Annotated in this window: 37 protein-coding genes and 1 tRNA gene; 16 read left to right on the top strand and 22 right to left on the bottom strand. The window is 63.1% G+C overall.

From position 1 onward, the window contains the following. Window positions 1–12: 12 nt before the first annotated feature. Window positions 13–1,614 carry a M23 family peptidase gene (locus ACM43_RS35605; protein WP_271546598.1) on the bottom strand — a complete coding sequence of 534 codons (1,602 nt, stop codon included), beginning with the start codon at window positions 1,612–1,614 and terminating at the stop codon, window positions 13–15. Window positions 1,615–1,658: 44 nt separating this feature from the next. Then, entirely contained in the window at window positions 1,659–2,225 is a 567-nt protein-coding gene (gene efp, locus ACM43_RS35600; protein ID WP_028136595.1) for an elongation factor P, read from the bottom strand. Between the two features lie 162 nt (window positions 2,226–2,387). On the opposite strand from efp, the gene epmA reads away from it, so the two are divergent. The 3 genes from epmA (at window position 2,388) to ACM43_RS35585 (ending at window position 4,867) form a co-directional block, all read left to right on the top strand. Further along, complete coding sequence (epmA, locus tag ACM43_RS35595) at window positions 2,388–3,440, top strand: EF-P lysine aminoacylase EpmA (protein ID WP_271546596.1); 1,053 nt, start codon at window positions 2,388–2,390, stop codon at window positions 3,438–3,440. Further along, entirely contained in the window at window positions 3,437–4,531 is a 1,095-nt protein-coding gene (locus ACM43_RS35590; protein WP_128261807.1) for a lysine-2,3-aminomutase-like protein, read from the top strand. Before epmA ends, ACM43_RS35590 begins: the two co-directional genes overlap by 4 nt. A gap of 81 nt (window positions 4,532–4,612) precedes the next feature. Further along, entirely contained in the window at window positions 4,613–4,867 is a 255-nt protein-coding gene (locus ACM43_RS35585) for a hypothetical protein (RefSeq protein ID WP_157285847.1), read from the top strand. A 62-nt stretch (window positions 4,868–4,929) separates the two neighbouring features. On the opposite strand, the gene ACM43_RS35580 is transcribed toward ACM43_RS35585, so the two are convergent. The 6 genes from ACM43_RS35580 to ACM43_RS35555 form a co-directional block, all read right to left on the bottom strand. After that, entirely contained in the window at window positions 4,930–6,015 is a 1,086-nt protein-coding gene (locus ACM43_RS35580) for a 3-deoxy-7-phosphoheptulonate synthase (RefSeq protein WP_271546593.1), read from the bottom strand. A gap of 235 nt (window positions 6,016–6,250) precedes the next feature. Then, window positions 6,251–6,829 carry an HdeD family acid-resistance protein gene (locus tag ACM43_RS35575; RefSeq protein ID WP_271546591.1) on the bottom strand — a complete coding sequence of 193 codons (579 nt, stop codon included), beginning with the start codon at window positions 6,827–6,829 and terminating at the stop codon, window positions 6,251–6,253. Between the two features lie 70 nt (window positions 6,830–6,899). Continuing rightward, entirely contained in the window at window positions 6,900–7,940 is a 1,041-nt protein-coding gene (locus tag ACM43_RS35570) for a PrsW family glutamic-type intramembrane protease (protein ID WP_271546589.1), read from the bottom strand. Window positions 7,941–8,263: 323 nt separating this feature from the next. Next, window positions 8,264–8,506, bottom strand: a complete 243-nt coding sequence (locus ACM43_RS35565) for a hypothetical protein (RefSeq protein ID WP_198399898.1) — start codon at window positions 8,504–8,506, stop codon at window positions 8,264–8,266. Window positions 8,507–8,603: 97 nt separating this feature from the next. Beyond that, on the bottom strand, window positions 8,604–9,230 hold the full coding sequence (locus ACM43_RS35560) for a PilZ domain-containing protein (RefSeq protein ID WP_271546587.1): 627 nt from the start codon (window positions 9,228–9,230) through the stop codon (window positions 8,604–8,606). Window positions 9,231–9,404: 174 nt separating this feature from the next. Further along, window positions 9,405–10,070, bottom strand: a complete 666-nt coding sequence (locus ACM43_RS35555) for a hypothetical protein (RefSeq protein ID WP_271546585.1) — start codon at window positions 10,068–10,070, stop codon at window positions 9,405–9,407. 695 nt (window positions 10,071–10,765) lie between these two features. On the opposite strand from ACM43_RS35555, the gene ACM43_RS35550 reads away from it, so the two are divergent. After that, a complete protein-coding gene (locus ACM43_RS35550) occupies window positions 10,766–10,909 on the top strand; it encodes a hypothetical protein (RefSeq protein ID WP_271546583.1) in 144 nt (47 codons plus the stop codon). A 1,047-nt stretch (window positions 10,910–11,956) separates the two neighbouring features. Here the strand turns inward: ACM43_RS35550 and ACM43_RS35545 are convergent. Then, window positions 11,957–12,031 (bottom strand) — tRNA-Glu (locus ACM43_RS35545). Window positions 12,032–12,255: 224 nt separating this feature from the next. On the opposite strand from ACM43_RS35545, the gene ACM43_RS35540 reads away from it, so the two are divergent. From ACM43_RS35540 to ACM43_RS35530, 3 genes are read left to right on the top strand one after another with little or no spacing between them, the layout of a single operon-like run. After that, complete coding sequence (locus ACM43_RS35540) at window positions 12,256–12,510, top strand: PilZ domain-containing protein (RefSeq protein WP_197952920.1); 255 nt, start codon at window positions 12,256–12,258, stop codon at window positions 12,508–12,510. Between the two features lie 50 nt (window positions 12,511–12,560). Continuing rightward, the gene (locus tag ACM43_RS35535) at window positions 12,561–12,809 is read left to right on the top strand and encodes a hypothetical protein (RefSeq protein ID WP_271547261.1); all 249 of its coding nucleotides are present in this window, start codon (window positions 12,561–12,563) and stop codon (window positions 12,807–12,809) included. Window positions 12,810–12,814: 5 nt separating this feature from the next. Next, window positions 12,815–12,982: a hypothetical protein gene (locus ACM43_RS35530; protein ID WP_036022969.1), complete on the top strand. Its 168-nt coding sequence runs from the start codon at window positions 12,815–12,817 to the stop codon at window positions 12,980–12,982. A gap of 128 nt (window positions 12,983–13,110) precedes the next feature. Here the strand turns inward: ACM43_RS35530 and ACM43_RS35525 are convergent, their stop codons facing one another. Together ACM43_RS35525 and ACM43_RS35520 are read right to left on the bottom strand one after the other, a co-directional pair. Next, window positions 13,111–13,749: a glutathione S-transferase family protein gene (locus ACM43_RS35525; protein ID WP_271546579.1), complete on the bottom strand. Its 639-nt coding sequence runs from the start codon at window positions 13,747–13,749 to the stop codon at window positions 13,111–13,113. Between the two features lie 375 nt (window positions 13,750–14,124). Beyond that, window positions 14,125–14,577, bottom strand: a complete 453-nt coding sequence (locus tag ACM43_RS35520; protein WP_225113580.1) for a VOC family protein — start codon at window positions 14,575–14,577, stop codon at window positions 14,125–14,127. Between the two features lie 838 nt (window positions 14,578–15,415). Here ACM43_RS35520 and ACM43_RS35515 point away from each other — a divergent pair. Next, complete coding sequence (locus tag ACM43_RS35515; RefSeq protein ID WP_271546574.1) at window positions 15,416–15,727, top strand: hypothetical protein; 312 nt, start codon at window positions 15,416–15,418, stop codon at window positions 15,725–15,727. 118 nt (window positions 15,728–15,845) lie between these two features. On the opposite strand, the gene ACM43_RS35510 is transcribed toward ACM43_RS35515, so the two are convergent. The 4 genes from ACM43_RS35510 to ACM43_RS35495 form a co-directional block, all read right to left on the bottom strand. Continuing rightward, window positions 15,846–16,601, bottom strand: a complete 756-nt coding sequence (locus tag ACM43_RS35510) for a hypothetical protein (protein WP_271546572.1) — start codon at window positions 16,599–16,601, stop codon at window positions 15,846–15,848. Continuing rightward, complete coding sequence (locus ACM43_RS35505; RefSeq protein ID WP_271546571.1) at window positions 16,582–17,214, bottom strand: hypothetical protein; 633 nt, start codon at window positions 17,212–17,214, stop codon at window positions 16,582–16,584. The genes ACM43_RS35510 and ACM43_RS35505 overlap by 20 nt, the downstream gene beginning before the upstream one ends. Before the next feature lie 671 nt (window positions 17,215–17,885). Next, window positions 17,886–18,545: an oxidoreductase gene (locus ACM43_RS35500; RefSeq protein WP_271546569.1), complete on the bottom strand. Its 660-nt coding sequence runs from the start codon at window positions 18,543–18,545 to the stop codon at window positions 17,886–17,888. Window positions 18,546–18,622: 77 nt separating this feature from the next. Further along, window positions 18,623–20,089, bottom strand: a complete 1,467-nt coding sequence (locus ACM43_RS35495; RefSeq protein WP_442869368.1) for a tannase/feruloyl esterase family alpha/beta hydrolase — start codon at window positions 20,087–20,089, stop codon at window positions 18,623–18,625. 337 nt (window positions 20,090–20,426) lie between these two features. Here ACM43_RS35495 and ACM43_RS35490 point away from each other — a divergent pair, with 337 nt between their 5' ends. Both ACM43_RS35490 and ACM43_RS35485 read left to right on the top strand, forming a co-directional pair. Beyond that, window positions 20,427–20,627 carry a hypothetical protein gene (locus tag ACM43_RS35490; protein ID WP_271546565.1) on the top strand — a complete coding sequence of 67 codons (201 nt, stop codon included), beginning with the start codon at window positions 20,427–20,429 and terminating at the stop codon, window positions 20,625–20,627. Continuing rightward, the gene (locus tag ACM43_RS35485; protein ID WP_271546563.1) at window positions 20,627–20,887 is read left to right on the top strand and encodes a hypothetical protein; all 261 of its coding nucleotides are present in this window, start codon (window positions 20,627–20,629) and stop codon (window positions 20,885–20,887) included. Before ACM43_RS35490 ends, ACM43_RS35485 begins: the two co-directional genes overlap by 1 nt. Window positions 20,888–20,891: 4 nt before the next feature. Here ACM43_RS35485 and ACM43_RS35480 read toward each other — a convergent pair whose 3' ends face one another. Next, window positions 20,892–21,044 (bottom strand): hypothetical protein, encoded by a 153-nt coding sequence (locus tag ACM43_RS35480; RefSeq protein WP_157783960.1) that lies wholly within the window; start codon window positions 21,042–21,044, stop codon window positions 20,892–20,894. Between the two features lie 58 nt (window positions 21,045–21,102). After that, window positions 21,103–21,294 carry a DUF3072 domain-containing protein gene (locus ACM43_RS35475; RefSeq protein WP_271546560.1) on the bottom strand — a complete coding sequence of 64 codons (192 nt, stop codon included), beginning with the start codon at window positions 21,292–21,294 and terminating at the stop codon, window positions 21,103–21,105. A 98-nt stretch (window positions 21,295–21,392) separates the two neighbouring features. On the opposite strand from ACM43_RS35475, the gene ACM43_RS35470 reads away from it, so the two are divergent. Both ACM43_RS35470 and ACM43_RS35465 read left to right on the top strand, forming a co-directional pair. Further along, the gene (locus ACM43_RS35470) at window positions 21,393–21,626 is read left to right on the top strand and encodes a hypothetical protein (protein ID WP_271546558.1); all 234 of its coding nucleotides are present in this window, start codon (window positions 21,393–21,395) and stop codon (window positions 21,624–21,626) included. Then, window positions 21,623–21,847, top strand: a complete 225-nt coding sequence (locus ACM43_RS35465) for a hypothetical protein (protein WP_085974320.1) — start codon at window positions 21,623–21,625, stop codon at window positions 21,845–21,847. The genes ACM43_RS35470 and ACM43_RS35465 overlap by 4 nt, the downstream gene beginning before the upstream one ends. Window positions 21,848–21,889: 42 nt before the next feature. On the opposite strand, the gene ACM43_RS35460 is transcribed toward ACM43_RS35465, so the two are convergent. Next, the gene (locus tag ACM43_RS35460) at window positions 21,890–22,126 is read right to left on the bottom strand and encodes a hypothetical protein (protein ID WP_271546555.1); all 237 of its coding nucleotides are present in this window, start codon (window positions 22,124–22,126) and stop codon (window positions 21,890–21,892) included. A gap of 665 nt (window positions 22,127–22,791) precedes the next feature. Between ACM43_RS35460 and ACM43_RS35455 the strand changes: the two genes are divergently transcribed. Beyond that, entirely contained in the window at window positions 22,792–23,019 is a 228-nt protein-coding gene (locus tag ACM43_RS35455; RefSeq protein WP_035999684.1) for a hypothetical protein, read from the top strand. Between the two features lie 60 nt (window positions 23,020–23,079). On the opposite strand, the gene ACM43_RS35450 is transcribed toward ACM43_RS35455, so the two are convergent. Together ACM43_RS35450 and ACM43_RS35445 are read right to left on the bottom strand one after the other, a co-directional pair. Then, window positions 23,080–23,382 carry a hypothetical protein gene (locus ACM43_RS35450; RefSeq protein ID WP_197952678.1) on the bottom strand — a complete coding sequence of 101 codons (303 nt, stop codon included), beginning with the start codon at window positions 23,380–23,382 and terminating at the stop codon, window positions 23,080–23,082. A 123-nt stretch (window positions 23,383–23,505) separates the two neighbouring features. Next, window positions 23,506–23,997 (bottom strand): hypothetical protein, encoded by a 492-nt coding sequence (locus ACM43_RS35445; protein ID WP_271546551.1) that lies wholly within the window; start codon window positions 23,995–23,997, stop codon window positions 23,506–23,508. A gap of 272 nt (window positions 23,998–24,269) precedes the next feature. Here ACM43_RS35445 and ACM43_RS35440 point away from each other — a divergent pair, with 272 nt between their 5' ends. The 3 genes from ACM43_RS35440 (at window position 24,270) to ACM43_RS35430 (ending at window position 25,880) form a co-directional block, all read left to right on the top strand. Continuing rightward, complete coding sequence (locus ACM43_RS35440) at window positions 24,270–24,566, top strand: HU family DNA-binding protein (RefSeq protein ID WP_008558895.1); 297 nt, start codon at window positions 24,270–24,272, stop codon at window positions 24,564–24,566. A gap of 495 nt (window positions 24,567–25,061) precedes the next feature. Beyond that, window positions 25,062–25,196: a hypothetical protein gene (locus ACM43_RS35435; RefSeq protein WP_260347228.1), complete on the top strand. Its 135-nt coding sequence runs from the start codon at window positions 25,062–25,064 to the stop codon at window positions 25,194–25,196. A gap of 486 nt (window positions 25,197–25,682) precedes the next feature. Continuing rightward, window positions 25,683–25,880 (top strand): hypothetical protein, encoded by a 198-nt coding sequence (locus ACM43_RS35430; RefSeq protein ID WP_333920065.1) that lies wholly within the window; start codon window positions 25,683–25,685, stop codon window positions 25,878–25,880. Here ACM43_RS35430 and ACM43_RS35425 read toward each other — a convergent pair. Next, a complete protein-coding gene (locus ACM43_RS35425) occupies window positions 25,877–26,002 on the bottom strand; it encodes a hypothetical protein (protein ID WP_057029130.1) in 126 nt (41 codons plus the stop codon). The genes ACM43_RS35430 and ACM43_RS35425 overlap by 4 nt on opposite strands. Window positions 26,003–26,079: 77 nt before the next feature. Next, window positions 26,080–26,322 carry a hypothetical protein gene (locus ACM43_RS35420; protein ID WP_225138145.1) on the bottom strand — a complete coding sequence of 81 codons (243 nt, stop codon included), beginning with the start codon at window positions 26,320–26,322 and terminating at the stop codon, window positions 26,080–26,082. Window positions 26,323–26,718: the final 396 nt, after the last annotated feature.

The following is a 26,718-nucleotide window of genomic DNA, read 5'->3' as shown; positions in this document are numbered from 1 at the left end:
ACCAGTACGCTCTCAGTTCTCCTCGCCGCCCGCTCCCTCGCGCAGGTCAGGCTTGAGCACGTCTTCCGGCAGCGCATGGGCCACCGGCTGCGCCGTGACCGCGATCTCCGGGCCGATCTCGCGGCCGCGCGCGCGGATCAGCCGTTCATAGGCCGAGACCAGCGTCACGTAGGGGCTGACCCAGATCCAGCCATCGCGGGTGAATACCTGGACGTCGAAATGCAGGTGCATCGAGGTGCCGGCGGGACGGTCGAGGTAGTTCGAGATCACGCCGATCTTCTCGCCTTCGGTGACGATGCGGCCGTTGAGCACGCCATCGGCGTTCATCGCATGCGGATTCATGTGCATGTAGCGGAAACGAATGTGCTCGGTGCGGCTATTGACCTGAAGCGTTGCGGCCTGGTCCTTGGCTCCACGGATGACGATTGCGTCACGCACGGCGACGACGCCGCGCCGCTTGGGATCGCAGGGCTCGCGGCCTTCACCGGGCGAAGGGCAGTCGGCGGCGCGGATGTCCTCGCCCTGGTGGCCGTAACCTCCGCCGCATTGCCACACCTCGAAACTGCGCGACTCGCAGAAATTGTCGCGCCAGGGATAGGCGGTCGGGCCTTCGCTCTTGTCGCGCTTGCCGAAGGATTGGGAGCGCACGAAGGCGGGCGCCTTCTCCAAGGGAAAGCGGATCTGGGCATAGGCCATGGCGTCGGGATGACCGCCCTGCTTGCGGTAGCCGGTGTTCGGAATGATGTCGCCGCTCGGCCGGTAGCTGAAATCCGGTGAACGCACCGCGGGGCGATCGATAATGTTGGACGCAACGTCCGCCAGGGGCCGCATGCGCTGGCCGCCTGCGACGCGCAGTGCCTTCAGGAAGCGCTCGGCGACTGGATAGGCCTCCTTGCAGGCGAGCCGCCGTGGCCTCGCGACACTGTCGAGGCACTGGATCGAGACCACATAGGCGGCGCCGAAGCGGGTGAAGGCGTAGCGCACATAGCCTTCCCGGATGAACCTGCGCAGATCCGGGTAGGTTGCGGCGAGCGGCTTGACTGGCTCGCCCTTGCCCCCGGCCGGATCGGCGATGTCGTAGAGCAGCGCCGAGCCCGTGATCTGCACCTCGACAGGCTTTGCGTACACCCGGCTCGGCATGCCGTCACCGGCGCCGGGCTCGAGCGAGAAGGTCGCGCTGTAGCCGGCAGGACCGGCATCGAACATGTCGACGGGATTGAAGTCGGCTTGGTAGCGCGCTAGCGCGAGCGTCGCCGGCGCGCCGCTGCGCTGCGCATCGAGATATGCGGCGGCGTCGAACGGCAGCAGCACGGGGACGGGACTTCGGGTAATGCCGGTGAAGAAGCGCGAGGAGACCGCGTTGAGCTGCACCAGTGCCGGCATCGCGCGCGGATCGTAGCGCGGCACCGAACGGCGCGGTGCGAAGATGAAGTCGCCCGCAATTTGCGGACGGCTGTTGATCTCGCTGCGAAGCTGGTCGAGCGCCGCGCGCCACTCGATGCGCAGGGCCGTCAGCGAGGGGCTGCGGAATTCATCCGCAGCGATCGGTGCGGCAACGAGAAGCGACGGCCACGCCAGGAGAAGCGAGACGAAGCGGAGACTGTTCCTGCCCACTGCTTCGCCCCCGGCGGTACCTGTTCCGATCCTCGATGGCTCGCTTAGTCCTTGGCACGCTCGGAGTAGGAACCGTCTTCGGTCATCACCACAATGCGCGTGCCGACCGAGATGTGCGGCGGCACGGTGGTGCGCACGCCGTTGGACAGCACCGCCGGCTTGTAGGAGGAGGAGGCGGTCTGGCCCTTGGTCACCGGCTCGGTCTCCACCACTTCCAGCGTCACGCGCTGCGGCAGTGCGATCGACACCGGATTGGTGTCATGCATCGACAGTTTGACGGTCATGTCCGGCTGGAGATACGCGGCCGCGTCGCCGACGACGTCCTTGGAAACCTGAACCTGGTCGTAGGTCTCGGGGTTCATGAAGTGGTAGCCATCGCCATCTTCGTAAAGGAAGGTGTAGTTGCGCTCTTCGATGGTGGCCTTTTCGACCTGGTCGGTGGTCTTGTAGCGTTCCGAGATCTTTACCCCGTCCGAGATTCGGCGCATTTCGATCTGGCTGACCGGGGTTCCCTTGCCCGGATGGATGTTCTCGGCGCTCACGACGACATAGAGCTTGCCGTCTTGCTCGATCACGTTGCCCTTGCGAATAGAACTGGCGATGACTCTCAAAGCTGTATTTCCTGCTTGCTTGGCCCGGCACCAGCCAGGACGTGGTCGAATTGCTGGGGGACTTGGGGCCTCAAATCGGACCTCGGCACCCGTTTCGGGCCGCAACATACTGATTTTGCCGTTGGATGCCAGCATTTTGCTGCCGGCCGGGGCGGTGGGTTGATGGCTGGGGACAAGCCGATGTCGCCGTTTTGGTCGCCCGCGCGCCACCTCGACCGACGGCCGTTCCTCCAGGCAAGGGGCGCCGTGACCGGAGCTTTGCGGGGGTTTTTCGCCGAACAGGGGTTTGTGGAGGTCGAAACCTCCATTATCCAGGTCTCTCCGGGCAACGAGACCCATCTGCACGCCCCCAGGACCGAGATCATGCGGCCCGATGGCAGCCGGGCCAGCCGATACCTGCGCACCTCCCCCGAATTCGCCTGCAAGAAGCTGCTGGCGGCGGGCGAGACGCGGATTTTCGAGTTCGCACGGGTGTTCCGGGACCGCGAGCGCGGCGACCTGCATCTGCCCGAGTTCACCATGCTGGAATGGTACCGGGCGGGAGCGCCCTATGATGCCATCATGGCCGATTGCGTCGTCGTGATCGCCCGAGCGGCGCAGGCGACCGGGATCGAAGCCTTCTCCTTCCGCGGCCGGACCGCCGATCCCTTCGCCGAGCCGGAGCTCCTGACGGTCGCGGGCGCCTTCGCGCAGTTCGCCGGCATCGACCTGCTGTCGACAATCTCGGGCGGCGAGGGTAACCGTGCGGCGCTTGCCGCTGCGGCAGCCGGGAAGGTCCGTGTCGCCGAGGACGACACCTGGTCCGACATCTTCAGCAAGGTCCTGGTCGAGCACGTCGAGCCGCAGCTGGGGCAGGGGCGTTTGACCATCCTGTTCGAATACCCATCTCCAGAGGCGGCACTGGCGCGGGTGAAGACGGACGATCCGAGGGTCGCCGAACGTTTCGAGGTCTATGCCTGCGGCGTCGAGCTCGCCAACGGCTTTGGAGAGCTGACCGATGCCGAGGAGCAGCGCAAACGCTTCACGGAATCCATGACGGAGAAGCAGCGCCGCTATGGCGAAGCCTATCCGCTCGACGAGGATTTTCTGGCGGCGGTCGCCGCAATGCCGGAGGCGAGCGGTGTCGCGCTCGGCTTCGACCGGCTGGTGATGTTGGCGAGCGGCGCCACACGAATTGATCAGGTGGTGTGGACACCGCCTGCGGATGAGAGATGACAAAGACGAACCTTGCACGCACCCTGCGCGAACCTGCCGAGCTGGTAGCCGAGGGCCTGGCGCCCGCATCGGCGCTGCCGGCGCTCGAACGCGTCGCCGCGCGCTATGCCGTGGCGATCACGCCGGATCTGGTCGGGCTGATCGATGCGACGGATCCCGACGATCCCATCGCGCGGCAGTTCGTTCCTGTTTCAGCCGAGCTCGAGGCGCAGCCGGGCGAGAATGCCGATCCGATCGGCGATCACCCGCATTCGCCGGTGGCGGGAATCGTGCACCGCTATCCCGACCGCGTGCTGTTCAAGCTCGTGCACGTCTGCGCGGTCTATTGCCGCTTCTGCTTCCGCCGCGAGATGGTCGGGCCCGGCAAGGAGAACGCGCTGTCGGAGAGCGCCTATCGCACCGCGATCGACTACATCCGGTCGCATGACGAGATCTGGGAAGTGATCCTGACCGGCGGCGATCCCCTGATGCTGTCGCCCCGGCGGATGAGCGAGATCATGGCCGACCTTGCGGCCATCGATCACGTCAAGATCATCCGTCTCCACACCCGTGTCCCGGTGGCCGAACCCGCGCGCGTCAGCGCGGAGATGGTTGCAGCCCTGAAGGTTGCGGGCGCGGCCACCTGGGTCGCGGTACACGCCAATCACGCGCGCGAACTGACGGGGGCCGCGCGCGATGCCTGCGCGCGGCTCGTCGATGCTGGAATTCCCCTGGTGAGCCAGTCCGTGCTTTTGCGCGGCGTCAATGACGACATCGCCGCTCTCTCGGATTTGATGCGAGCTTTCGTCGAATGCCGGATCAAGCCCTATTATCTGCACCACGGCGATCTCGCCCCGGGAACGGCGCATCTGCGCACGACGTTGGCAGAGGGGCAGGCCTTGATGCGGCAGTTGCGCGGGCGGGTGTCGGGTTTGTGTCAGCCGGACTATGTCATCGACATTCCCGGCGGTGCCGGCAAGTCGCCGGTGGGTCCGAATTACGTGTCGGCGGTGAAAAATACCGCAAACGAGACAAGTGAAGCGGAATCAGAAACGCGCTATCGTATCGTCGACTATTGCGGCGACGTTCATCTCTATCCGCCCGAAGCATGAGTGGCGATGGCATCGACGCTGACTTGAGTGCTGGGCTTGGACGCTGATTTTGGACGCTGATTTGAGAATGGAGAAATGGACATGACGAAGATCATGCTGGCAGTATCGCTCGTGGTCTTGCTTGGCGGCGCGGCTGTTGCGCAGACCGGCGGCTCCAAGGGGTCGACCTCAAGCGGCGCATCGTCCGGATCGGTGTTGCCGGCGCCGGTCGGTCATCGCCAGCCGCGTGCCAGCGATGTGCCTAGCGAGAAGAATCTGAGCGATGCGAACGATCCGCTCAGCAAGGAAAACCAGGCGCTCGACAAGAAGATCAAGAGCATCTGCCGCGGCTGCTGAGGCTTTACACCTCTCCCCGTCGGGGAGAGGTGAGGAACGAGGCATCCTAAACTCGTGATCCGTCAGGCTGACCTCTCGTGCAGTCCGGCGCGCTGGATATTGCGGCGAATCTCGACCGCGTCGGCGAGCTGCTCGAGCGTCTTCGCCGTCGTTGCCCAGTCGATGCAGCCGTCCGTGATGCTCTGCCCGTAAGTGAGCGGCTTGCCCGGCACGACATCCTGGCGGCCGGCGACGAGGTTGCTCTCGATCATCACGCCCATGATGCGGCTCTCGCCGCCAGAGATCTGGCGGGCGATGTCGGCCATCACCAGCGGCTGGTTCTCCGGCTTCTTGCTCGAATTGGCATGGCTGGCATCGACCATCACCAGCGGGGCAACGCCGGATTTGGTCAATTCGTTGCAGGCCGCCGCAACGCTTGCCGCGTCGTAGTTCGGCTCAGCTCCGCCGCGCAGGATGATGTGGCAGTCCTCGTTGCCGGCGGTCGAGGCGATCGCCGAGCGTCCGAGCTTTGTGACGGCCATGAAATGATGGGGATGCGAGGCTGATTTCACCGCGTCGGCCGCGATCCGCACATTGCCGTCGGTGCCGTTCTTGAAGCCGACCGGGCAGGACAGGCCCGAAGCCAGCTCGCGATGGATCTGGCTCTCGGTCGTGCGCGCGCCGATCGCGGCCCAGGAGACGAGGTCGGCGATGTATTGCGGCGTGGTCATGTCGAGGAACTCGGTGCCGGCGGGCAGGCCGAGATTGTTCACCGCCGCGAGCACGTTGCGCGCGAGCCGCAGCCCCTTGTTGATGTCGAAGCTGCCGTCGAGGTCGGGATCGTTGATCAGGCCCTTCCAGCCAACCGTGGTGCGCGGCTTCTCGAAATAGACCCGCATCACGATCTCGAGCTGATCGGCGAGATCCTCGCGAAGCTTTGCGAGCCGCTCGGCATAGTCGAGCGCCGCCTTGGGATCATGCACCGAGCAGGGGCCGACGACGACCAGAAGGCGGTCGTCCTGATTGCTCAGGATGGCATGGATGGCGTTGCGCGCGGCCATCACCACACGCGTCGCAGTGAGCGTGCGCGGGACCTCCCGCATCACCTCTTCCGGCGTGCTCAGTTCTTTCAGTTCGCGGATACGAAGATCGTCGGTCGTGCTCAGCACGGCGGGCTCCTGTCTGTTTTAGAACCTGCCGGCCAATAAAAAAGCCGCCAGGTCTGGCGGCTGGTCGGACGTTTGCTGCAATGTTTCAGATTGAGCGCGATCCTCCCGCCGCCAGCGAGCTGTCGTAGCTAAAATACCAAAAATAGCTGGTGGCGACGGTGATCATGGAAAGGCCATATAGCGTGCCGCTGACGCCTTGTCACCCCCCAATCAGAATGTGGAGCGACGAGGCGCCTCAACTGTTGCCTTTGCGTGCCGCCAGCGCCATTCCGATCAGGGTGGCGCCGCCGAAGAGCAGGTTGATACCGACGAGGACGCCAATGGCCCACTCCGCCGAGCTCGGCAGCCCCGTGATCACCACGAACGAGATCGCGATGTCGACGAGGCCCGAGATCAGCAGCCATGACCAGCGGCCGCTGAGCTCACGGCGGTGCTCCAGCGCGTACATGATAGTGGCGACGCCCTCGGCGAGGAAATAGGCGCCGAGCACGATAGTCAGCGTCAGCACGGCCTGCATCGGCCGGGCCAGCAGCAGCAGGCCGGTGAGCACGGCCAGCGCAGCCGAAATCAGCGACCACCAGAAGCCCGGCGTGCTGCGCGCCCAATAGGTCGCGATCAGTCCGCCGATGCCGCCGATCAGGAACATCCAGCCGAGGAAGATCGCAGTCGCAAGACTGGCGAGCGGCGGCAGGATGAGCGCAGCAATGCCGAGGACGGCAAGCAGGATCCCTTCGAACAGAAAAGCCTTCCAATGTGCCTTGACCGCCTGGTTCATCTCGGATTGGAGGCGGACAAATTCCTCGGGCGATGTCATCGTCTGGCTCCGGAACGAGAGGATTGCGTCCCAATCTAGTGGGCCTGTCGCGCGTTCGCCATGCGTTGGATCAAGTGCCGCCGGGCGCCGACGAAAAGCCTTCTGCGTTGGTGCGAATGCGGTTGCGGCCGAGAATGTAGATCGCCGATGTGACAATCAGAAGCGCTAGGCCGAGCAGGATCGAGACGAAACCGATCGGAATCAGCGCCAGCGTCAGGTTGCGCTCGGGGTTGATCAGCCAGTGATGAATCGAGGTCAGGACGAAGGCGAGCCCGACGAAGCCGATGCCGCCGCCGGCGAGCAGCAGCGCCCACATCCGGCGCAGCTGGCTGAGCCGCTCGCGCGCGACATCGGTTCGCGGCGCGTGGTGGCGCGCGACGCGCCGCACCAGGCGGATGGCGAAGGCAATCGAGCTGAAGCCGATCAACAGGCTTGCAGCGCCCAGCCACATGCGGAGCGTCGGATCGAGATCGGGCATGCGCTGGAGCGTCAGCAGCGGGAAGTCGAAGGCCGTATGGAGCGCAAGCGGGCCGCCGAAGATCAAGAGCCGGCTGGAGAGACGGGCCCAATCGCGATGGTGGCGGTTTGCGCCAAGCGCCGTGCCGGCGCGCGCGATGGTCAGGTAGGCGCCGGCGATGATGCCGAGCGCGCCGTGGAACGGCACGGTCAGGACGCTGCGCAGCGCGGCGAGCGAGCGCCACATGTCGGCGTGATGGACCAGGTAGGCGAGATTCTCGTAGGCGGCGAAGCCGAGGCCGACCGCGGCGCCGTAGACCACTGTGTCCATCGGATTGGCAAAGGTGCGCCGCTTGGTCGAGGAGACCAGCACGATGGCGAGCACCTTGACTGCCTCCTCGGGCAGCGCGACGCCGAAGATCGAATGCATGGCCAGCGCCGCCCAGGGATCGTCGGGGGCGGCGACCATCTTGGCGAAGGGGGCGCGGGCGAGACCCAGCAGAGAAATGCTGGCCGCGCCTAACAGGAATGCGGTCCAGACCTGGGCCGGCGGCCCGGGGCGTTCCTCGGCAGCGATGACGAGCCAGAGCAACAGCAGCGCCGGGGCGATAGCGGCAGTTCCAATGACGGTGGGGAGCGCTTCGATCAGGTACATTGGCGCCGAAAATAGGTTCCCTTGATCCGCTTATCTACGCTCACCGATGCGACCATGTGTCATGCGCCGGCTGTCGGCTTCCTGAAGGCGTGCGACAGCTGCCGTTCATCCGGGCTCATTGTGGGGAGTAGAATGCGAGCGCAATCAATCGCATGATGGCAGAAGCTCGCCAGTCACGGCAACGATTGCCCGGCACGCTGGGGATTGTGATTTGCAAGCCAGTTCAAGGAAATGCGCGGGATTCCTCGATTCCTGGCTTACCCGGCCCATCGGCCCGCGGGCGCGAGGCCCTCGCCTGGATGCAGCGCCAGCGCCTTCCGAGCTCAGTGCGTGGTGATCGCGGGCGGCGCGTCGGGTGCGACGTCGAAGGCGCCGAGATGGAATTCCTCGCCGGCGAACTCGTTTGACTCGGAACTCTGTGCCAGCAGCGTGAACGCGGCCTGCGGGTATCGCTTCCAGATCTCCAGATCGCCGGCGGTGATGGTGAGCCAGCCGAACGTGTACATGTAGCGTCCGGGCTCGGTGACCCGGCCGACCCTGTCCCAGGTGATCTTGTCGACTGCCATTCGGTCCCCCGATCGCAAGTCTGCAAAATGACGTCCGGCCCGAGGCCCAGACCTGCAAAAGCTGATCCGGCATTGGGGCCGCTATAGGGCGGCGAATTCAGGCCGACTTCAGCAAGGGCGCGCGGACGATCAGGCGGACGAGGTCGTCCCGGTCCAGCTTTTCGGCGAATTTGACCGCAAAGCCGTGCTCGAACTTGCGGATCACCCGCCCGACACAGGCGCCGACCGCAAGCGGGGTTCCGACCACCGGATCATACTCGGAGGACACCGCGACGCCGGCCGTCGAGACGTCGATGATGAAGCATGGGTGACTGCTGCCGTCGGCGAGGGTCAGCACGGTGTGCGAGACCTGCGGAACGAAACGCGCGTCACGCCGCAGCTCCCGAACGCTGGCATCCTTCTGCTTCTTCTCGAGCCAGGTCAGCTTTTCCGACATCCAGGCGCGCCGCGCCCGCGTCATCTCGAGCTCCATCAGGAAGCCCGCCTTCAGCGTCGCGCTGATGGTGCCCTGGAATTCGCCGAAATCCTCGAAGTAGGAGGTCAAGCGCTCGCCGACCTTGCCGACCACGGGCACATCCACGATCATCCGGAACGGCGAGACGCGCTTGGTCCGGCAGGCGAAGCTGCGGAGCTTGCCCTCGCAATCATACCAGCGCGGCAGCGAGTAGCTGCCGCTGACCGTAACATCTACTGCTCGCTGCCTCAGGAAGTCTGCGACGGACATGAGCGCTGACCGGGGGTTCGGGTGATTGCCGTAGTTCCACGGTAGCGAACAAATTCTAAGCAAGTGATACCGCTGCCCAAGAGCTGGGGTGAATTTTCGGTAAACGACGCTGGGCGATGATGTCCCGGAATTCGCGGCATAAGGTCCTTGGCAACTGCCAGCGATCGCATGGGCCTACCGCGATCCGAAGAACGCCAAGAGCAAAGCCAGTGCGCCGATCGCCGCCGTAAGCTTGACCGCCATCCAGATCCACCCGCCCGGAGCGAGTTCAAAGCCGAACCATGGGGCGGAGCGACGCATCACCTGGACTGCGACGGATTCGGCGAGGGTGAGCGCGACAGCGATGCCGGCGAGCAAGGACCAGGAGTCGGCCGGGGGCAGCCATGGTGCGAGCCAGGCGGGGACCGAGGCTCTGACGGAGGCGAGCAGCGCGAACCATCCGAACCAGAATACAAAGCCCTTGATGATGTCTGGGCCGATTGTCCCTGGCTCGAAGCGGATGCCGATGTGGCCGAGCGCGCTTTCGATGCGCTCGCCATCGGTCAGGAAGAGAAAGGCACCGAGGTAGAGCGGAACGCGCGATTGGAAGAGCAGGGCGATGACACCGAACAGGACGATGTGGCCGATGGCGTCGCCGAGAATCTCCGCGCCGGCTTTGCCTGACCGCTCGGGCGCGGGCGTCGTCAACGTCGCTTGGCGGTCCGGAAGCGATCGGACTCGGGCCATGTGATCGAGCATCTTGGCAAGCCGGTCCGGCGCGTGCTGGTGCGGGTGGCGCAGCCATGTGGGAAGCGCCGGCATCGGGGATGCGTCTGCGATGTCGTCATTGTGCTGCGGCATGGGCCTCGACCGTTTCGACCTGACATTGGTCGGAGACGAGGGGCGAGGAGGTTCATGCTGCCACGGCGGCTTTGCGCCTCTGGCGCTCCCTAGCGGAATCGAACCGCTCTCTCCACCGTGAAAGAGATGAGAATAGGTCCATGGCCGTCCACCTCCGTAACAATAGACATCGACAAGGCACAAACGAAGCTCAGGAAGATCCGCGGGCAGTTGACACGCGACCAAGAGAACTGGGCCGCCCGGGTTGATCTACTCACGGCAGCGGCCAAGAGGTTGAGCGCTGCGATCATTGCGGCCCGGTCGATGGAGGGCTGAGGCATGGCCAAGGCAAAGGAGAAGCCCATCACCCGCGCGGGCATCACGCGGCGTCGCAACGCCGCCAAGCGTCGCCGGCTACGTCTAAGGACGCCTCTGGGCCGGCTCGACGCAGACGGTGCGTCGTGAGCGCAGAACATCAACCGGCGCCTGTTGTGGCTCGCGATCGAATGGGGACTGGAGCGAGCTCCGAAGGTCGGTCCCGCGCCCAGCGCCGAGCTGTGCGACTACTGCCGGAAGCACGGGATCAACGTCGACTGGATGCTCGACGGCGATCTAAAGGGCCTCAAGAGGATGATCGACGAACGCCGAGGGCACCAGAGGGCTGAGCGAGGCCTTTGGCGAGGTATGCCCAGCTCACGCCTGAGCACCAGCTGATCGTGACGGCCGAGATCAACCGCATCCTGGCGAGCGCGACCAATGAAGCGCCATTGAGCAGGGCCCGCCGGTTCACGCTGGCGGGCCGTTCGTTTTCGGGCATCTCCGCGTGGAACAACCGCCACTTGCAATGGAACCGGAATTAACATATGATATTTTTATTTCAGTTCAGAGTTGTGTTCATTGAAGCAGATTGCACCCCAAGGGCTCTGTCGGCGCCCCGCTCTCGTCACGCCTGAAATGGTTGCACTCGCGATACTCGGGGGTCTGGCCCTGCTTGCTGTGCTTTGGGGGTGGTCGAGCCCACGAGTTGAGACGCCCCAGCACGTGGTCACCAAGCCCAATCCTCCTGATTGCTACTCAATCGCCAACAGGGTAGCCGCTGGCTGTTTCGAAAAAAATAAATGAGCGATGCCGGCGGCTTGCCTCGCGGCGACCGCAGGTTGCACAGGAGGCGCGACCGGCCGCGGCTGATGACGCACCGCCCCGGGCTCAGGCGGTAAGCACGAGGGCCCGCTGGTTTACGCTGGCGGGTCGTTATTTTTCCAGACTTCTGCCAAGCTGGCCTTATGATCTAGGGGATTCGGAGACATCTCGGTTAAGCGAGCATGGGCATGCAAGCGATGACGCGGGTGATATTGGTCGGCCTTCCTAGCCTACTTGTCTCTGCTTGTGTGAGCTCTAATCAAGTCACTTCCGGTCCGACAGCCCGATCGGGGGCACCATGGGCGCGAGATCTCAATGAACCGCCCCCTCGACGACAGGCGGCTGATGCAGCGATCTCAGGCATAAAGGCGGACCTGAATGCTGCGCGCGAAAGAGCTTCGCACTAGGGCTTGGCCCCCGGGCTGCGCCCACAACGTCCGCCGGCCGGCGCGCTTTCCATTACTCAGATTGTAAATGCTTTATTTCGCTACCGCTCGTTCTGTGCCAGCATCGCGGCGCAATAGACCGGCCGATCGAATAGCAGGAAGGTGGAGCCGCTTTAGACGTCGCGCGCTTGGCTGTCTGGTGCTCCGGATTCAGCAGGCCCAGAGTACCGCTAGAGCGGCCATGGCTCCGACCATCGCTAGGGCGAGCTTGTCGAGCTTCGTGAAAGCGGTGCGGCGATCGAGCCCACGTCCATGGGTGTTCGCACGGGTTTATTGGCCACACGTTGGACACGGCGGCAGAGTGGATCTTTAAGTGTTTGGTGGCGCTCCCTAGCGGAATCGAACCGCTCTCTCCACCGTGAAAGGGTGGCGTCCTAACCGATAGACGAAGGGAGCAAACGCAGGGCCCTGCCGATTGTCCCGGCACGGCCGCTGGCCGGCCGAACAGGGCCCGGCGGCTTGCAGCGGGCGAACGTATAGTGGCCTTTGCGCTCCCGGGCAAGCCGTTCGGGAACGGTCTTTCGGGCCCGGTGGATAGCCCGGGGCGCGGGATCATTCGGAGGCGATTTCAACGGTTTGTTAGCGTTCCCTGCGTAGCGCTGGACGGGGAGATTTTGCCGATGCCACCGCCGAAGAAGCGCGCAGCCCGCAAGCTGCTGTCGCAGCATGCCTGGATCACGCTGGACGGCGGCTTTGCCGCGCGGCACTGCCTGGTCCAGGACATCTCGGATTCGGGCGCCAAGATCACCCTGGACGAGGACGCGAGCCAGCTTCCCGGCGTGATCCGGATGGCCTTTGCACGCGATGCGCGCACCGGGCGGAGCTGCCAAGTGGTCTGGCGCCGCGGCAAGTCGGCCGGCGTCAGGTTCCTCTGATCGCGGACGGTTCGATGGCGCGCGGGACCGGTCCAGGCTACAAGGCGGCGATGCGCACGCCGCTCCTCATCCTGCTCTCGCTGCTGGCCCCGTCCGCGACCGCGGCCGAGAGCCTGCGCCTGCCGCCTGCCGAGCCACCGCAGGCCGGCAAGGCGCTGCCGCTACACGGCAGCACGGCCGGCAAGGCGCGGGCAGGCGCCTGTGCCGCCTATGGCGCTGGCTTCGTGATGGCCGAGGGCACCGGGACCTGCGTCAAGCTCGGTGGCTCGACCAGCCTCGACACCAACATCCGGCGCTGAAGCCTATGCCCGCGGATCTGGTGCGGCTCGACATCATCGTCCCCGTGCTGATGTATTGCGCGCTGCTGTGGTGGGTCGGCCGCGGCCTCAGCTGGACCGCACGGCTCGCCACGGCTGCGGTGACTCTGGTGCTGATCGTCGTCGTGCTGCTGGTCGAGCGCGGCTGGCGCTAAAGCCTGAAACAAAACTGCGAAAACAACCCCATGCACAGTAGCCGTCAAGCGCGGCCGCGATGCCGCGGGAAGCGCGCCGGAACGCCGATTCCCCGCGCGATTGCCACAGCTTGACCCGCGCGAGGTGCTCACGACATCGGCGGTGCGACGAATTGCGCAAATCCCGGCCGCTTGCCGAGCTCGGCGAGCCAGCGCGTGAGGTGCGGCTGGGCCGGCCGGCTGATGCCCTCGACCCCGAGCCAGCGCCGCGCATAGGATCCGACCGCGATGTCGGCGAGCGTGAACGCATCGCCGTCGATGAAGGGGCGCGTGGCGAGCAGGCGGTCGGCGATGGCCCAGACCTCGGCGGCAGCATCGGCATCGCGCTGCACCTGGATCATGTCGCGCTCGGCGGGCGCGGTGCGCACGATGCCCCAGAACACCGGGCGGTCGACCGGCTGCACCGTCGACAGCGTCCAGTCGAGCCAGCGGTCGACCGAGGCGCGCTGCTTCGGCGCCTCGGGATAGAGCGGCGTGCCGCGGCCATGCGCGAGGCAGAGATAGCGCATGATCGAGTTGGACTCCCACAGCACGAAGTCGCCCTCGACCAGCGTCGGGATCCGCGCGTTGGGATTCATCGCCAGATAGTCGGCCTCGCGGGTCTTGCCGTATTGCATGCCGGCATCGATGCGCTCGTAGGCGAGCCCAAGCTCGGTGCAGCACCACAGCACCTTCTGCACGTTGACCGAATTGGCGCGGCCCCAGATCGTCAGCTTGGTATCGGCCATGAAGCTCTCCCCGCGGCATTGTTCGGTGTCGTAGCCTGGATGGAGCGAAGCGCAATCCAGGGTCGGCGTCCCCGCATTCCGCTGCGCTCCATGCGGGCTACAATCCACCTTGCTGCGGGTGATAGCGGAATTCGGCGCGCGGAGCGATGCGCGATTGCATCGCGCCCGTCATGCAAAAAGCTCCGCACGCGGCGGAGCTTTCCTTGCAAAGTTCAAGCTTTTCGCTCAGCGGCCGAAGAACAGCCACAACAGAATGATCACCGGGATAGGCACGCCAATCATCCAAAGCAACAGCCCTCTCGCCATCGCATCCTCCTCCAAATCGGTTTCGTGAAAGGAGAACGTCCGGCGAGGGGCCTGGTTCCTGCCTGTGGCTTACCAATGGCCGGTGTTCGGCATCGACGCCCAGGGCTCCTGCGGCGGCTTCGGATCGCCCTTCTGCAACAGCTCGATCGAATGGAGGTCGGGCGAGCGGACGAAGGCCATGTTGCCGTCGCGCGGCGGACGGTTGATGGTGACGCCCGCCTTCATCAGCTTCTCGCAGGTGGCGTAGATGTCGTCGACCTCGTAGGCGAGATGGCCGAAGAAGCGATCCTCGCCATACTTTTCCTCGTCCCAATTGTAGGTGAGCTCGACCAGCGGCGCCCCGCGCGTCGGCGGCTGCTTCTTCAGCGCCTCGAGATCGTCCGCCGAGCACAGGAACACCAGCGTGAACCGCCCCTTGTCGTTCTCGATCCGCCGCACCTCCTTCAACCCCAGCGCATCCTGGTAGAACTTCAGCGCGACATCGAGATTGCGCACGCGCAGCATGGTGTGGAGGTATCGCATTTTTGTTTCCTTCTGAGAACGTTGCGAGAATTTGCGCCCGTCTCGGCACGACGGGGCACAAAATAGCAGTAAATATCGTGTCGGTGCACTCACATACGTGCGGAATACGTGCGGGTCCGACCCGCTTTTTCTCTGATGGCCCAAGCGCGGAATCTTGGGCGGATGTGACCAGTCTCTTGAGCCCTCGGGCGGGAGGTGGGCACAGCGCCGAAGGCGGGGCGTTCCAGTAAGTGTTAAGCGGCTTTCCGGCGACGACGTAGCTAGCTGCGTCTGTGTCGGCGAATGCTGCTGGGTATTTGTCTAAGCGTTTGCTGTTTAATTCTGGTGATCGTCGTGATGGTGATATTGGTGGTCGTTGCGGTGGTTATGTTGATTGTCAACAGAATTGGCTTGCGTTGATCGTTTCGGTGAAAATCCACCCACAGCCTAGGACATTCTGTCCTTTGAGTTTTTTGCCTTATCCACAAAAGCCTTCCATTAATCCCCAAGGAATAAGGGGGATAACCGCGACGAAATCCGAATCGCCGCTGTCCGGGCGCACGACTCACAGATAGAAAAGGCGCCGGTCGATGTTGGAAGCATCGGCCAGCGCCTGGGGTGGAGATTCCGAGGACTCTCCGCCTGAACACCGTAGGTTCTCGCTCCCTCCAGGCATTCTGTCAATCACTGCGCGATGTCGTCTCGCGCCACGGATCAGGTTTGCCTATGTCGGATAAGTTGCTCGTGAACTTGTGGGGCGTGAGTATCAACGCGGAGGGGCTCTGGGCGATCTTCGCCGCCATCATCATCGTCGGCATCGTCGCCGCGGTGGTCGTGTGGGGCCGCGCCTGATTGCGGCATGCTGTCGCTGAACATCGTTTTGAACATAGACGGCAGCGCGAGTGTGCTTCAGATGGAGAGCCTCAGCTTGGAGGCACCCATGGAAAAGTACATCACTGTCGCCAACCGCCGGAATAAGGTCGCGACCGTTCACGTGCTGACGTGCCCGTATGTGAGGGGAGGCGTCGAGGTTCAGTCCGAGAACACCACGCGCCGCGCTTTCGTCGATGGCATTGAAGCCCTCGAATTTGCGGAAGCCTCGCAACCGGCCAACTATGATTTCTGTTCCCACTGTCTCGCCAGCGCGATCCGGCTGTTGCGGAGAGGCTAACAGAGGAAGAGGGCAGTAAGCAATCTCATAGGGACTCCTTCGGCTAAGGAAAGAGCCGCACTTATCAATCCCGCGAGGTACCCACTAGGTCCCGGCATCGTGAACATCGGGAATAAATTCACGTGAGCGCCAGCACGACATTGTTGACCAGATCGGTAACGACGTCGTCAGCCTGGGACTGCACGACGACGACTGAAGAGGGATGGGCGGCGATATTCCGCTTATCCAGCTTCTCCTTCAAAATTTTGAAAACGTTAGAATTGAATAGGTTGGCCGTGTTGGCGATCTCGATGACCTGAGACTCCTTCAGTTCGTCCAGGAAGTCATCGTACTTGGTGATCTGAAGGCTGGTCATCTTAGGATAGCGGCGCGTGATTGCGGCGTTGAAAGTCGCCAGCCGTGCGGGCTCCTTGAGAACCCAGTCAAGCAAGTGGCTATAAGCGAGATTCCAAGTCATCACGATGCAGGCGCGATACGCCTCGACTTTGTAGCACTTCAGGGCCTCGGTCAGAAACGTGCGCTCATCCACGCTGGGGATCTTGGCCGGTAGTTCGGACAGAATTTTGCTGACCTGGATGATGCTCTGGTGCACGCCGTATTGCTTGTCGAGATCGATGCGAGCGGCGCGCTCCAGTTTGAAGCCGCCATTCGCCTTCATCAGGTCCTTATACTCCACCATCCGCGGGAGGTACTTGGCCACATTGGGATCAGCCAAGTGCAGCTCTACAAAGCACGCTCTGATGGCGGCATTGTCGAACACCTCCCGCTTGCGATAGGTGTGCAGGAACCAGGCGAAGAGCTTAATCTTCTCGCGCGGCTGCAGGGTTTCGAAGCCGCTGACCTGGTTGACCAGATCAGCCAGCTCCATTGCCACCCAGCTTCTTCACGAAGTCCAAGCCGAGATGATTGATCTCGTAGTCGCCTGCGTCGTTCTTGGCGAAATACTTCTTTGCCTTGAGATCGCGTAGCGGCTGCCAGAAGTCCGGGATGTTCGCCGACCACTCCATCGAGCGGAAGCAGGTGTAGATATGTCCTGCGCTGACAGCATCGATACCGCGATGCTCCTTCAGCCATGCGGCGGCGATCATATACTTTTTGTGCTGGCTGCCTGCATCCTTGCCGGCCGCGAACGTTGCCAGCGAGACATCGGAGTTCATGTCGATATCGACGACATCCGGCGCTTTCGGAGCCTTGCGCGGCGCCCTCGGTTTGGCAGGTGCTGGCGTTGCCTCGACCGCCTCTTCTTCGTCGAGGTGATCGAACAAGCCGGGCTCGTCATCTTGCGCTGCTTCGGCGGGATGATGCGTGATGGTCTTGGCGGCGGCGCCGTTCGTCATGCGCGGCTGCTGGATCACGGTCGGCGTCTTCAATGCATTCTGGAGAACCTGGGCGAGCGAGTTGAAATCGCCATCCGGCACTTCAGCGTCGAACACGACCAGGCGCACACGCGCCGGGCCTCCTGACTTAACCGTAGAGTTCTTTGCCATTACTCGGTTTCCAAACTAAAAAAGGAGCGAATCAGATGTTGTGAAGGTAGGGTCCTGTATCTCCCGGTTGTAGGTTCCGCTCAAGGGAAAGTTGCCGCTTTGTTCCGCGTTTCCACGGGTTATCCGGGCCAAAATTGGTGGAAAATCTGATTCTTGGTAGTTCCGCAACCTGGCTGAACGGCTTGACCGACGCCGAAATTCGCCTCATGATTGTATCTTTCAGAGCGATCAACCGAACGGGCGGGCGGTCGCTGCATTGGCGCCGGTCGCCGGCGCGGCTCGGGTCGGTTTGGTGAACCCACGATCCCGCTGCGCATCCCAGCCAGCCTGCAGGTACAAGTCGCGGCGATGATCGCGCGTCACGCAGCTGGCAAGAAGCCGCTTATTTCTCTAATCGACATGCATCAGGTGAAAGCGCGATAGCCGGGCGCAGATCTGTCCTTGGCATCGACACGGGCACCAAGATGGGTGTCGCGTGGGTTTTCGAGGATGGCTCGATAGAGGCGTCATCCCACAGGATCGAACCAACCATAAACGCCAGGTGCGTGCCCGTCGCCACAATGATCGAGGGCATCGCAGCCCTGACTGCATCGGGGTTTGCGTCGCGGAGCCATTCTCGGGCCAATGAGGCACATGTGCGTGAAGGGTTGCCGGTTCGGCTCGCAACCGCATCACGTTCGGAGCAGTGCCGCCATCTCTTTCCAATGATAGATCCGCACCTTCTCGGTTTGATGCCGCGCGGCTTTGGCGATGGCGTGCGCGATGTCGTTGCCGGCGAGGCCGCGATACCGGTCCGCCGGACCAACGAGCAGCGGATTGAGCACGCCCCATATCGCGATGATGAGGCGTTCGCGCGGGCGGTCCTCGTCGCGCTCGCCGAGGATCATCGACGGGCGGAAAATATGCGTGTGCTCGAAATCGAGCGAGAGAATGTCCCGCTCCACCTCGCCCTTGGTCCTGAGATAGAACACGCCGGAACCGGTGTTGGCGCCGACGGCCGTGACCAGAAACACCGACCGCGCGCCGTTCGCTTTTGCGATCTCGGCCGCGAGGAGCGGATAATCATGATCGATCTTGTAGTACTCGGCCTCGTCAGGCGTGTGCTTGCGCGTCGTCCCCAGCGCGATGAAGATCTCGTCCGCAACCAGTTGCGGCTTGAGTGCGGGCAGCGAAGCGAGATCGCCGATCAGCACCGTGAGCTTCGGATCGCTCCCCGCCAGCGGCTTGCGGACCACCGCCACAACCCGCGAATAATCGGGACTGTCCAAGAGGTCGCGCAGCAAATGCGAGCCGATGAAGCCGGTTGCGCCGAAGACAAGTGCGGTTTTCATTCAAGCCACCGCCCTCGATGGGGTTTCGCTTCGCTCTACCGATCCTACGCGCTAAGTTTAGTGCAAGTTCGTAAGTTCTACCTGCACTCAAAACTCGCCGCGCTCTCCGGATCGCCTTGCCCCTTGTAGCGCGCATGTTGCGGATAGGCGCAAAGCGGCCGAGTGCGGCCGGGAAAGGCTGGTCCCGTCGCGACCACCGCATCGGGCGCCTTGCCGTCTTCCACCCAGTCCACGACTGAGGTGAGGAGATCGAAACGATCGAGCGTTGCGCCGCTCGAGCAGTGACCCATGCCGGGCACCAGGAAGGCCCGGCTCGATTTCTCCCGCACCAATTCCATGCCGCCGGAATCCGCCGCCATGCGCTCGTAGTAAGTCACGGTGTCGTTCGCCGAGAACCAGGGATCGCTCACACCGTGGTAAAACAGCATCTTGCCGCCACGGCCGAAGTAGCTCGAAAGGTTGGTCCAGTAGGCGGTGTTGGTGAGGCGATCCATCCCGCTCGCGTTGACGCGGTCTTCGAGTTGATCGACGTTGATGTTCTCCCAAACAGGCGGTCCGACCGGACTGCGCGCGCCTGTGGTCAGGATGCCGGGAATGGCAACGCCCTCGGCTGCCACGCCGCTGTCCCACGGGAACGGCGGGTAGACCTGCGTGCCGCGTGAATTCTTCGGTCCGGCAAAAGCCTTCTTCAAGGCGTCGACCTGCGGCGGCGCCAGGCAAGAATCCGTCTTGTCGCCCTTGCAAGTGAGGACCGCGGGATCGAATTGACAGGCCTTGCCGTCGAAGATCAGGCCATCCTTGACGCCGTCCTTGGCGTCGCAGGCATCGAGGATCGCGTTCGTGATCAGCTTTCGCTCGCCTGCGGAAAACGTCCTGGCGGGCTCCGGCTTGCCGGACGCATCTTTCGGCGCGATCTGGCTGAAGGCAGCGTTGGCCCAGGCGAGACCGAGATTGGAATTGCCGGTGCGCATCGCAGGCGCGCCCGCGACGATGCCGTCGAATTGTTCGGGATAGCGCGCCGACGCCAGCATGCCTTCACGGCCGCCGGTCGAGCACCCCGTGAAATAGGAACGCTTTGCGGGCTGGCCATAGTAATGCGCGATGATCGCCTTGGCGGCAATCGTCACCTTGCCGACGGATGCATGGGCGAAGTTGAGCGCGGCTTCCTGGTCCTTCAGGAACGAGGCATCGAACACCGCGCCCTGATGACCGCTATCGGTCGAGACCACGGCAAAGCCGCGCGCCAGCGCCGGCACCTCGCCGGCCGCGTGGTAACCCAGCGGCGGCCGGATCGAGCCGTTCAAACCGCCGCCGCCCTGAAACAAAAACCGGCCGTTCCAGCGATCGGGCAGGGCAACGGCAAAGCCGATCGCGTAGGACTTGCCCTCGACGCCGACGCGCTGATCGATCACGCCATCCGCGCGGCAGTTCGGCGGCAGCGCCACCGATACGGTGGCCGGCGCCGGCGGCGACGGCTGCACGGTCCCCGGCGGTGCCTCCGGCACCAATTCGGCTTTGGTGACTGTTGCCGTCGATCCCGGCATCGTCCAGCCGGTCAGGTCAGCGCATTTGAGCGCGGGCGGTATGTTGGCCGAATTGTCGGCGCTTGCCGGCGAGATCGCAATGACCATGATGGCCGCTACTAGGCCAGCCATCGCATCATCAAGCGCCACATTTCTTTTTCGCCGCATCGTTCCTCCCAGCGCTTTCTGAATTTTATTGCGGCACTTAACTCACGCCGGCCGCCGGCCGATCTGCGGCAGCGACACTGAAACTATCTTGTGTTATTCGGCAGGTGCAGTCCAGCGGCGCAGGCTTTCAACCGCTCTCGTCATTGCCTCCGCACTTGAACCCCGCCAGAGGTCGCGCCGACCAAACGGCATGGCCGCATTCGTTGCAGAACTCCTGTTCGATCTCGTCAGAGCCCTCGTGGGTAGCTGGCTGAGACAGGCTGTGGTCGCCATCTGTGCGTGGCTCGATACGAAGATTCACGGCCGCGCGGGACGCTTTGTCGTGGGCGGGCTGCTCGGGATCGCCGTCTTTTTCCTCATTCCTGTTATCGCCGGCCTGCTGGGTCTTTGATGCCCTGGCTGAGGACACACCTTGCCATCGCGTTAGCCATCGGGGCGCTCGTCTCGACGGTGCTCCTCGTCCTGGAGCCGCTGACCGACTTCGCGTTTCTTTGGCTGGAGTGGCCGGGTATCAGCGCAGCGTATTTTTTCCGGGGAGCGGTCGGAGGACCCATCGTCGGCATCGCCATTTCCTGGGTCGTGAACGCGCTGACTTACGGTCTGGGTGCTTTCGTCATTCTCAGCGTCATCAAGGTGCTGAGGGAAGCATGATCCCTCACGCCGTCTCCTCGTCACCCTTGGCGACGATCTCGACTTCGAAATAGCCCATGTCGCGGAGCTCGGCGGCTTTCTTCTCGGCCGCTTCCCTTGTGTCTCGCTTCAAGATGATCTGGCCCGCTCCGTCGCGGGCACAAACGAAATAAGGCATTTTCGATTCCCAATTTCGTTTGCATACGCACGGAGCCGGGTTCCCGCAATTGGACGGCTCACTCGTCCAGCCCGGCCTTTTGCCGCATCTTGTCGATCAGCTCCGAGGCCTCGGCCTTGGTCAGCTCGTCCGCGGGCAGAGCCTGGTGAGCCTGCTCGGCGAGGGTCTTAAGGTAGGATTCCTGGGCTCCGGTCATCGGGTCGTCGCCGGAAACCCAGTCCTTCGGGTCCTTCCGGGTGTTGTCGGCCATCGCGCATCTCCTATTCGGTTTTCCGTAGAACGTCGGACTCGACTCTTCGTTCCGTTTTTGTTCTCATGGGCCATCTCTAGAATTTGCGAGGCGGAACAATGCCGGACCTGGACTTTCTCAGGCGGGAGATCGAACGGATGCGCATCCAGATGGGCAGGCAGAGGAAGGAGATCCTCCAGCTGCAGCGGGCGGGTATCGGCACGGCCTCGGCCGAGGCGTTGCTGTCGCGGATGCAGGCGAAGGTCGAGAGCCTGTGCGCGGAACGCGATGCGCTGAAGGCGGCAGAGCCGCGCCAGTCCAAGGGCAGGGTGCTCGGCGGGAGGACATGGTGAGCAGGCGATGGTTCGACGATGAGCGAGACCTGTCGCCCTTCCTGACCGCGCTCGAGGACGTCCGCCGACGCGCGACGCGGGAAGGGTGGTGCTATGCCCACGTCCAGGCCATCATCGTCGCCATCGACCAGTACGCGGAAGCTGCGACGGGTAACCGCGAGTATTTCCTCAACAAGCCGGTTTCGATCGGGGACAACCGGAAGGCCGCGGACATTCCGTGAGCGCCCGAGCGGCTCTCGGGACTGCGCGGCTATCGTTGCCGATCAGCGCGGTGAGACCGAGGAGGAGGGCGCTGACCTCATGCGTTCCGCCGAAGCGGTCTTGCTTCGCGGCGAGGCAGTCGCGCGGCGCTTGCCCGACTTCGAACCAGCTTTTGGTGTGATCCCGTTCTGCTCGTCGAACTGCTTCAGCCAGGCCGCGATGTAGCGCGGGTCGTCGGGACAAAGCCGCTCGAGCAAACGAAGGTTCTGCGCTCTGAATTCCACAAGGGTTTTCGGCATCACGGCTCCTCAAAACCCTGCCCGTCGCAAAAAGTGCGGCCGGACGGCCGCCGGGTCAACGGCAAAGAGCGCTTGAAATCCCGAGCGAGCTGATGCAGCGCCAAAGCGAAAACCCCGCCCTTTCAGGAGCGGGGTTCTCTGTCGAGGTGAAGCTTAGGGACGCTTCAACTGTAAGACGCGCGAGGGCTAAGAAAGTTCAAACGAAAGTGCGCCGCTTCGCTGGAGTGGGGTCCGGTTAGTCTGAATCGATTGCCGCGGCTCCTTCACCTCTCCCGCTTGCGGGAGAGGTCGGCGCGTCCGGGCGATGCGAAGCATCGTCCCGCGCGCCGGGTGAGGGCTTTCTCCTCTAGGGGATTGTCCCATTGCGGAAATACCCTCTCCCCAACCCTCTCCCGCAAGCGGGAGAGGGAGCGCACCTCCGTCTTTGCAGCGATCGAGCTTCATTTCATCGCGCTCTAGAACGTGGAGGCGCTCGCGCCGGGCCATTACAAATCCGTAAGTCGGTTGAAAATCGACGCCGCAAAACTATCTCTGCGTCAGGCGGCAGCGTAACAAGCCGCCCCTCAACTGACACCCAGCCGCCGCGCTCAGAAAAAAGGCGAAGCTGGGTCCTTTGACATTCTCCGGCTCAGGTCCCGCCTCATTGGCCTCAGAGGCAAACGTCGATGGCTGCCCGCACCTACAATCACGAACGCTGGTCGGAAGACGACGACCGGCTGCTTCGATCCATGTGCGAAACCGGAAAGAGCCTCACGCTGATGATCGTGAAGCTCAAGCGCCCCATTGCATCGATCAGGTCGCGCGCGATCGAGCTTGGCATCAATCTGCCGGGCACGCGCATCGGTCTACGACGGAAGCGGCGAACAGCCCGTACGCCCAGACAAAGCCGCTGAAGGCACCACGACAATTCAGCCGCGCCGCTCTGCTGCGGAGCGGTGCGGCTGCAACCAAGCTCAGGCCGCAATCCGGTGTTCGACGGGCGCCGTCAGGAACTTGAGCGCCTCGGCATGGGCGAGATCCGGAACCGCGATCGCCGTGTGGCTGTACATCGCGTGTGTGCGCGACGTCGCGATCTGGTCCAGGATCTCCTTGCCCTTGATGACGTGGAGGCCCATGCCGTCATCGACGGGGAAGATCGCCAGCACCACGTCGTAGGCCGCGATCACGGCTCTGAGCGCCTCGGCCTTGTCTTCGGCGACATCGACGAAAATACGAACATCCGCCGCGAGTTCACGCAGCTCGTTAAAATCCAGCACTTTGAGGATACTCCAACGCAACCAACCTGAGTGAAGCTTGGTCGCGTTAGGTTACTGAAGCGTCAACAAGGGATCGCCGAGCCACAAGTTTCACGACGAGGTGACGCCAAAGCGCGATGCTATCTAGGGCTTGGCGTCCTCCTTGCGCAGCCTGGCCTCGGCGGCCTCGTCCACGAGAGTTAAGCTGGCGCCGTCATAGCTCAGCTTGAAACCGCGGCCGACGATCCAGGTCCAACCCTCCCGATCCTTGATGGCCGAGGCGTTGAACTGGTCGGAGATGGATTTGACCGCAGCTTTCTGCGATCCCGGATTGTTCAGCGTCGCATTGACGCGCCAGATCGGATGCCTGGGGTCGGTCTCGTCGCTGTCGACGGCGACCTTGGCGCCGTTGATGTCGCATGAGAGGGTGTACGGACCTCGGCTCGGCCGGCAGAGATAGTGGCGTCGCGCGACGAGCTTGTTGGCCTCGTCGAATGTCATCCCGGGCGAGAAGCCGAACATGTCGGACTTTTTCACGTGGGCGAAGGACGCGGGCTTCAAGAAGCTAGGCTGGATCGCGACGAGGGCTGCGACGGCGACCACGATCAAACCTGCGATGACGATAGCGACCTTCATCAGAACCCCATCAGATACCTTTCCTGGCTTATAGCAGCCGCGCCGCTGTGCCAGGTTCGAGAAATTGCAGGTCCTAAAATTGCAGGTCCTGCAACGTCTTGCACAGGAAGTCGGGAACCTCGCGGAGCCCGTGCTTGCGTTTTTGGCCTCGATAGGGTCTAAGCCCGATCGCTTCATGACTTCTGGCATGAATCAGCAGCGCGCACTCGCGGGTCCGGCCGCGTCCCCAGCAGCAGAATTGCTCCGCGCACCCATTCAAAGGAATTCAGACCATGGCGAAGATGACGAAGACCCAATTGATCGATGCAATTGCCGAGGGCACGCAGCTTTCGAAGAACGACGTGAAGTCGGTGATCGAGTATATGGCGACGGTCGGCTACAAGGAGCTCAACGAGTCCGGCGAGTTCGTCATTCCCGGCTTTGTGAAGATGTCGGTCGTGAACAAGCCGGCGACCGAAGCCCGCATGGGCATCAATCCCTTCACCAAGGAGCCGATGCAGTTTGCGGCGAAGCCCGCCAGCAAATCGGTCAAGGCCTCGCCGCTGAAGGTGGCCAAGGACGCCGTCTGACGTGCCGGCGATGTCGGTGCGGTGGGCTCATTGACGCGCCGGCGCAGCAATCAACGGCCGAGGACCAGGTGGTGCTCGGCCATTGCGATGCCCGAACATCACGACGACCATCAGGGTAACCAGCACGCGGTACTCGCTTCGTCCTGAACGACGAGCTTTGTTCCCTCACCATGCTCATCCGCTTCACAAGAAAAAGCCCCGCGCTTTCGCGCGAGGCTTTTCTGGCTGACGGCGTTGGGATTTCAGCGCCTGGCCGACAGCCATGGCTTTAACCTAAAGTTGAAATCGCAAAAAGCAACAGCGCCGCCACGACGGAGTATGTTCGTCAGGCGGCGCTGCCGTGTAACTGGGCGCTGAAATCCCCAGCTTCCATAGGTGCTTGTCGCGCCGAAAAGGTTCAACGCCGCCCCCCACCAAAATTTTACGTCCGGGGCTGGACTTTTTGTTCTCATTTTGTTCTAGTGAGGCGCGTTGATGGACCGTTGGAGGTTGCTCATGACCGTCGAAAAACAGCGCGAAGTGATCAGGCTCTGGAACGAGCTCAGAAAGGTCGAGGGCCCTGCGGCGGAGGAGCTGCGCATCCAGATCCTCGAATGCTTCTCGAAGGAGAAGCCGAAGCGGGCGGCCTGACTTTGTCGACGCCGCGCGGCAACGCGCAAGCGCGATCCGCTTCCGAGGGGCGCGCTTGATCTGTCGCCGCGTTGCTTGCCGGCGAAGAGTCTTCTCGAAGTTGTGTCGAAGAAGAGTCTTGTTGCAGAAGAGACTTGTTGCAGAAGACACTCGTCGAAGAAGGGTCCCGCCGGGTCGACGGTGTGAGCGTGCGCGCTTTCATCGATCGTTAGGAGTTGCTCTCCGCGCATTCTTGCGACTCCGATTCGTTCTTCGCGAACGAAACGGAGTCGAAGCTGGAACAAAGCCGGGCGTTCTTGCGCCGCTCTCGCCGCGAAGGTGCCGGATGCGTCTGGCTAACGATAGCTTATGCGGATGCCGATAACCCTATTCGGTTAGGTTAAAAGCCCAATCGCGTTGCGCTTGCTGCGCCTTGGGGTAGGTGTTCGGCAACGACAAGCAAGAAACGCCTTTGCCAAAAACGATTTGCGCAAGCAGCAATTTGCCATGATGCCTTTTTCAGCTCCGTCCTTTTTCCAAGGCGACCGGCACACCTACCGGCGCGTCGCGGTCGTCGGCACGCTGTTCTGTATTGCTTTCGTTGTGATCAGCTTCTCGCTGCGGCCGCAGGCCGAGGACACGCGCGTTGCGGTCAAGGCCGACCGTTTGGTGCGTACGGCAGGTCAAGCCGCGCGCGCCAACTAACGCTCGTCGCCGCAACGGCGGTCATCGGCCCGCGCCTGCGGGCATCCGGCGCCGCGCGAGGCGAGCGCCACGAAGCCGGCATAGCCGGACAGGTTGAGCAAGACTTCGAGCCAGGCGGGCATATCTCTTTCTCTCCGCTCAGCAGGGAACGGACTCAACGTCCGCGCGCATTCCTGGTTCCATACTCCCGCGAAGAAACTCAGAGCCGGGTGGACGGGTCGAGCCGGCGGCCGAGGGTCGCGACGGATTCGCTCGACGGCTGCTCCTTGAGGAACTCGGCGATGGCCTGCGCCAGCTCGCGGTCGCTCATCGGCGTCGGCGGCGGGCGCAGCGTGCCGACACCGAAGCTGCGGACGATCTCGTCGTAATGTTCATCCTCGGATTTGGGAACCAATTTGCGGATACGGGCCAGCAAAGCGGATAAGGGCAAACTCTCCTCCATGATTGTTGTCCCCGCTGGCAACCGTCATGGTCTGCTGCCATCTGCTCCCGTGAAACTGAAAACCCCGCCAGCACCGCGGAGATGCTGACGGGGTCTTCGTGCTGTCGCCTCGACCCGGATGGCGGAGGCTCCCGCACTTGAGACGCTAACCCTCGTCTCGCCGTTTCGTTCCCGCTTCATCGACATTTCTTGCCTGCGGGCTGGTTCCATCCATGCGCAACCATCGCAGGCGCTCGCCGTTGTCTCCGCGACACGCGAAGGAGGACAAGCATGAAGAAGACACTGGCAGTTCTGGCCACCATCGCGGCGGTCGGTGTGACCGCGGTCGCGGCGCCCGCGCCGGCTGAGGCGCGCGGCCGCGGCGGCATCGGCCCGGGCCTGGCGTTCGGCCTCGCC

The organism is Bradyrhizobium sp. CCBAU 45321, assembly GCF_028128975.1.
Classification (GTDB): domain Bacteria; phylum Pseudomonadota; class Alphaproteobacteria; order Rhizobiales; family Xanthobacteraceae; genus Bradyrhizobium; species Bradyrhizobium yuanmingense.
This window is presented reverse-complemented; position numbering and strand designations above follow the sequence as displayed.